Origin of the sequence: Collimonas silvisoli (assembly GCF_018305005.1) — a bacterium.
In the GTDB taxonomy this organism is placed as follows: domain Bacteria; phylum Pseudomonadota; class Gammaproteobacteria; order Burkholderiales; family Burkholderiaceae_D; genus Collimonas; species Collimonas silvisoli.
In genome coordinates this window covers 1-4,248 of record NZ_JAGQEG010000185.1, presented here as the reverse complement: position 1 = coordinate 4,248, position 4,248 = coordinate 1, and the positions used below count along the sequence as shown (strand labels likewise).

The window sequence follows — 4,248 nt, the reverse complement described above, 5'->3', positions numbered from 1 at the left end:
AGGATGATCAGGGTGCCGCGGGCTACGAAGTCGCCGCCTTTCCACAGGGCGTCCAGGCCGTAGGGGTTGTCGACGGTTTCCTTGGCGGCCGGGGCTGGCGGCGGGGTTGGGGTGTCGGCCACAGGGGTGGCAGATGCTGCCGCCGATGCGGCAGTGCCTGCAGCGGCTGTTGGCGCTTCGGCGGAGGCCGAAGCAGCAGGAGTTTGGGCAACGGCTGCCAGCGGAGCTGAGATCGTCACGGCGGAGATCATCAGGGCGGCAACCAGGGCGGATAAGCGATTACGAGTGATAGACATACTAATACTCCAAATTTTATAAATTAGATTGCTAGGATAACTGACAAGGTAGTGGTTCTACACTTTGGTTATTCGAGCTTCCAGACATACTGCATTTTTGTCGTTGACTGCACAGGTTTACCATCGGCCATGGCCGGGGTGAAATGGCACAAGCTCCACGCTTTCACTGTGGCTCTGTCCAGATCTTTGAAACCGCTGCCCTTTTCAACAGTGGAATCGACAACATTACCGTCAGTGCCAATTGTCAGCTTGACAGTAACCGTACCCTCTTCTTCATTACGCAACGAGGTTCTCGGATATTCAGGTTTTTCGCAATTACCGGCAATTTTTGCGCTGGTATGCGAAGGACCTGCTTCACCGGTAGCGGACGGCTGCGCCACGGAAGTAGGCAAATCGTTGGTCGGCGGTTTGACATTGGTGACAGCTGCAATCACGTTCTCTTGTGGCGGCGGCGTTACCTTTACCTCTGGTGGAGGTACGAACGGTGGCGGTGGCGCAACCGATTTTGGCGGCGGCGGTACCGGCTTGTCCGGTGGTGGTGGCGGTGGCGGCGGCTTGATCTCCTCGATTATCTTGGTTTCGACCGGTTGCTGAATCACTTCGACAACTTTACGGGCCAGCCCTGTAATCAACGCATAAACTAAAGCTACATGCAGAAGAACAACCACGCTGATGCCAACTACATTCTTGGAAGGGTTCCTCCCATCCTGCGTGAAATCCATGCCTCTTTCCTCCGATACTACATTATTCAATTGCTAAAACCACATGCAATCTGATGAGTGAACTACTAGCCAATTTACGATAACGCAAAAATTGTACCAATCAAACTGCGCCTGCAATGCAAATGATTCGGTACCAGGAAAATCATCAGACATTTTTTATTGCTACTCCAACAAAAAATATCAGATCATCCTCCCCACTTTAGTGCGCGTCCGCAAATACTACATCAATGACTTCTAAAACAGCAGAAACATCTTGCCTAACTTATGCATTCCGAAAAGCCAAAACCACCTGGAAAATTTCCCAGGTGGTCTGCTTACGCAAAGTGCTTAAGCCAATCAAATCCTGCTGTTAGAAGAATTGATAGTTGGCGCGGACGAAGAACGCACGGCCAATAGCATCGCCGTAACGGGCATCGTAACCATACTGGAAGTTGTCGGTTACGTTGGACGCCGGTGGGTCAGTATTGAACAGGTTCTTGATGCCAGCAGTCAAGGTCAGGTTCTTAAAGCCGGTATAGCTGCCCGACAGGTTGTAACGGGTGTAATCGCCAACTTGATGGTTCTTGTAGGCAGTTACAACATTAGGACCGTTTTGATCGCGGTAGCCTGTTGTATACACCTGTTGCAGCACTCCACTCCATGGGCCTTGGCTCCAGTTGAGTGTAGCAGTATGGCGCCAGCGGAACACCACGCCGCCGGCAGTGCCGACGCCGCCGCCATAGACGGCCAGGTTGTTCAGGTATGCGCCGCCAACTGCAGATTGATAGTCGTACTGGGTGACGTAAGTGCCATCCAGCGACAGGCCGAAGTTACCCCATGCAGTCTTAGGCGCGCGCCATGCAAAGCCAAGGTCGAAACCTTGCGTATGGACGTTGCCCAGATTGACGTTGGTATCGGTGACGTAGTTCAGCGAACCGTCCGCATTGCGCACATAGTTAGCCGCGTATTTGACCGGATCGGCGAAAATGTCGCCTTCGGAAACCACTGAAATCTGGTTCTTGATCTTGATGTTGAAGTAGTCGACAGAAGCTGTCACCGACGGAATCGGCTCGATCACCATACCCAGCGTGAAGGATTTCGATTTTTCCGGTTGCAGATTCTTGTTGCCGCCTTGCAGCTTGAAGAATTGCTGGCCGCAATCGCGTGCTTCGACGCCACCTGCAGCAACATTACCGCCCGGGCACAGGACCGGGTCGTTATAAGCGCTGTTGGTGAAAGTCTTCGAGTTCGGATCATTCAGCTCATACAAGCTCGGTGCACGGAAACCAGTGCTGTACGAAGTACGGAACATGATCTCTTTAGCCGGTTGGAAACGCAGGCCGACCTTAGGATTGAGAGTGCCGCCGACATCGCTGTATCTATCGTAGCGGGCTGCCAATTGCGCTTCCAGGCTCTTGAAGATAGGCACGCTCAGCTCGGTGAACACAGCTTTCACGTTACGTGTGCCGGAAGACGATTTGGCATCTTGCGAACCGGTGCTGGAATCCAGATCGGCCAGCGCATGGTCAACGTTGAAGTTTGCCTTTTCCTTACGAAATTCACCGCCGATCGCAAAGCCTACCGCACCGGCCGGCAATTGGAACAGCTCACGGCTGGCAGTGAAGTCGACCGATGTCGTTTGCGTACGTGCATCTTCATAGGTACCGTACAGCTGAGCGCTCTTCAGGTACGCGGTACCAGCTGCAGTTTGCGGACCAAACGGGTTGATGACACCGTTCAGCAATCCGGCCCTGACCATATCGTTGTTCAGGTAACCGCCCGCCAGATTGTCTTCCGCCTTGCTCACCGAGTAGGACAAACCGGTCTTGTAGTCCCAGCCGAACTTGTTGCCTTCCAGGCTAAGCAGCAAGCGGTCGGTGCTGTTCTTCGACTCAGTCACGCGCTGACCGGCCTCTTGCGAGCGCCAGTTGAGCGACAACGGGCCGCCGCTCGCGTTGGCGTTGGCTGGAGTAATGCCATTGCCAGGATAGAACGGGCTACTGTTGGTGATGTAATAGTCGCTGCTGGTGCCGCTGACGTCGCCGGCAAATACGTCGCCTGCAATATAGGTTTTGACCTTGCTTTGCGAGTGCAGGTATTCAATCGATGCCGTATTGTCGGCATCCAGCTTGAAGGTTCCTTTGCCGAGCAGCGCAATTTCTTCTGTTTTCGGGACGATGCCGATATTCGCCTGGCTGTTGTAACGGCAAATGCCGCGCCGGTTGAACGCAAATGGCGACACGGAGCTGCAGTTGCCTGCATACGGATTGCCGCTTGCACCGGAGTTGATATCGGTGAAATTGGCTGGATAGGAATTGCCGCTGCTGGCGTTCAGGCCGACACCGGGATTCTGACCACCCAGTTTCGAAAAATTACGGTCGCTGGCTTTCACGCCGTTTTGGGTGTGATAGTCGATCACGCCAAAGAAGTTGTAGCGATCCTTGTCCAGGTCGCCGATACCGCCCGACAGGTTGACACGCTTTTCAGCGCCGCCGGCTTGTTGAGGCAAGATGCCTTCAGCGCTCAGGTTCAGGCCGGTATATGAACGTGTGGTGATGAAGTTGATGACGCCGCCGATGGCGTCGGTACCGTAGATCGCAGAAGCGCCGTCGCGCAGCACTTCAACGCGGTCCAGGGCTGCAATTGGGATCACGTTCAGGTCGACCGCAGAGCCGTCGAACGCGCTATTGGCCAACCGACGGCCGTTCAGCAGCACCAGTGTCTTGTTGGAGCCCAGGCCGCGCAAGTCGGCGGCGGCGCCGACAGTTTTGCCTGCACCAACGTTGGATGCTGTACTGAATTGTGTCTGGTTGCCTGAAATAGTGGACAAGACTTCAGCCGCTGTAGTCGATCCCACTTTGGTGAAATCGTCGGCCTTGATAACGGTAATCGGCGATACGCCTTCAGCCGCAATCCGTTTAATCGACGAGCCGGTAATTTCGACTCGTTGCATTTGTTGTGGAGCATCGTCCGTCTTCGTCTCCTGCGCCTGCACTGAGTGGGCCAACAGACCTAGCCCTACAGCGACGCCGCCCGAAAACATCAGTCGCAGCGAACGTGGCAATCCCCGTTCCTTCATCATAACCAAACTCCCTATGGGTAAAAGTTAGAGTTGAATTTAAGTTTTTGTAATAAATCAAACACGATTTGTTAATCGCCTTCTGAGCGATGCGTTAAAAATCTTTGTACAACAACGACAAAAAAAACAGATTTCTTTCGCGTGTAAAACAACAGCATTCACTGTTAATTTT

The 4,248-nt window shown here is 53.6% G+C and carries 2 protein-coding genes and 1 pseudogene; all 3 read right to left on the bottom strand.

Translation table 11 applies throughout. The annotated features are described in order from the left end of the window. Positions 1-296 (bottom strand): annotated as a pseudogene (locus KHU33_RS25625) (MotA/TolQ/ExbB proton channel family protein); the annotation flags it as partial. Between the two features lie 68 nt (positions 297-364). Then, positions 365-1,018, bottom strand: a complete 654-nt coding sequence (locus tag KHU33_RS25620; RefSeq protein ID WP_211468292.1) for an energy transducer TonB — start codon at positions 1,016-1,018, stop codon at positions 365-367. 349 nt (positions 1,019-1,367) lie between these two features. After that, positions 1,368-4,061 carry a TonB-dependent receptor gene (locus tag KHU33_RS25615; protein WP_329956126.1) on the bottom strand — a complete coding sequence of 898 codons (2,694 nt, stop codon included), beginning with the start codon at positions 4,059-4,061 and terminating at the stop codon, positions 1,368-1,370. Between the last annotated feature and the right edge of the window lie 187 nt (positions 4,062-4,248).

Coding starts and splice junctions, on each gene's coding strand:
- KHU33_RS25620 (WP_211468292.1), bottom strand. CDS start 1,018: ATGGATTTCACGCAGGATGGGAGGAACCCTTCCAAGAATGTAGTTGGC.